The organism is Azorhizobium doebereinerae UFLA1-100 (genome assembly GCF_000473085.1).
Classification (GTDB): Bacteria; Pseudomonadota; Alphaproteobacteria; order Rhizobiales; family Xanthobacteraceae; genus Azorhizobium; species Azorhizobium doebereinerae.
The window spans coordinates 1-1,156 of the sequence record NZ_AXBA01000104.1; the positions used below are offsets into that span (position 1 = coordinate 1).

The 1,156-nt window shown below is 71.5% G+C and carries 1 protein-coding gene; it reads left to right on the top strand.

The features are described from left to right. The coding region (locus tag YU1_RS31440; RefSeq protein WP_198019076.1) for a Mu transposase C-terminal domain-containing protein at window positions 1-995 on the top strand (995 nt) is incomplete at its 5' end. Window positions 996-1,156 lie beyond the last annotated feature (161 nt).

Below are 1,156 nucleotides of genomic sequence, written 5' to 3' on the forward strand. Positions count from 1 at the left end.
TCGGCCATAGCGTCGCCGACCGGAAGGTGATCGAGGCGCGCAAGAGCTTCGCCGCCCGCTTGGGCGAAGATCCGCGCGAGGCGCTGTGCGTGGAATTGAGCGCGGCCGAGTTGCAGCGCTATGCGGACGCCTGGATCGCCAGCAAATACGAGCACCGGCCCCATGAGGGCCTTGGCGGCGTCACCCCGTTCCAGGCCGCCGCCGCCTCCACCGCGCCCATCCGCACCGTGGAGGAGCGCGCCCTCGACATGCTGCTCGCCCCCGTGGCCGGGCAGCATGGGCTGCGCCTTGCCACCAAGAGCGGCATCCGCATCGACGGTTTCCACTATCTCGCGCCGCAGATCCTGCCGGAGACGCAGGTGATGGTGCGGATGGACCCGGCCGACATGGGCCGCGCCTTCCTGTTCGATCCGGCCGGCGTCACTTATCTGGGCGAGGCGCTGTGCCCCGAGCTGGCGGGCATCGATCCCAAGGCGGCGGTGGCGGCGGCCAAGGCGGAGCAGGCCCGCATCATCGCCGAACGCACCGCCGACGTGCGCAAGGAGGCCCGCCGCCTCACCAAGGGGCCGCGCCTCATCGATCTGGCCTTGCGCCACACCGCGCGCCAGGCCGGCACGCTGGTGGATTTCCCCAAGGCGCGCGAGGCGCACACCACTCCGGCGCTGGAGGCCGCCGCTTTGGCCGCGGCCCCGCGCGCCGCGCCCAAGCCCCGGATCTCGGATGAAACCCGCGCCCTCCAGGCCCGCCTTGCGGCCGAGGCAGCCTCGCCTGCCGGCGCGCAGGTGCGCCCGCTGCATGCGGCGGAGACGCCCAAGCAGCGCTGGACGCGGGCGCAGGCGCTGGAACGGCGCCTGGCGGCCGGGGAAGCCCTCTCGCCGGAGGAGACCACCTGGCTCCTCGGGTACGCGCAAGGCCCTGAATACAAGGGCTTCAAGCTCACCTTCGGAGACAGCCATGACGTAGCGCCCAGGCACGCGCCGGTGGAAGCCGGCTGAACCGGATCACGCATTGGGGACATCAAAATGTTGCAGGCAGGTTTGACAGTTAAGGGGCCGGTTGCGACGGCCAATGTGGCCTCCTTCATGGGGCTGGCCACCAAGCTCATCGAGCGCGATCCCACCGCGCCCGGCATCGGCGTCTTCCACGGCCCCTCGGG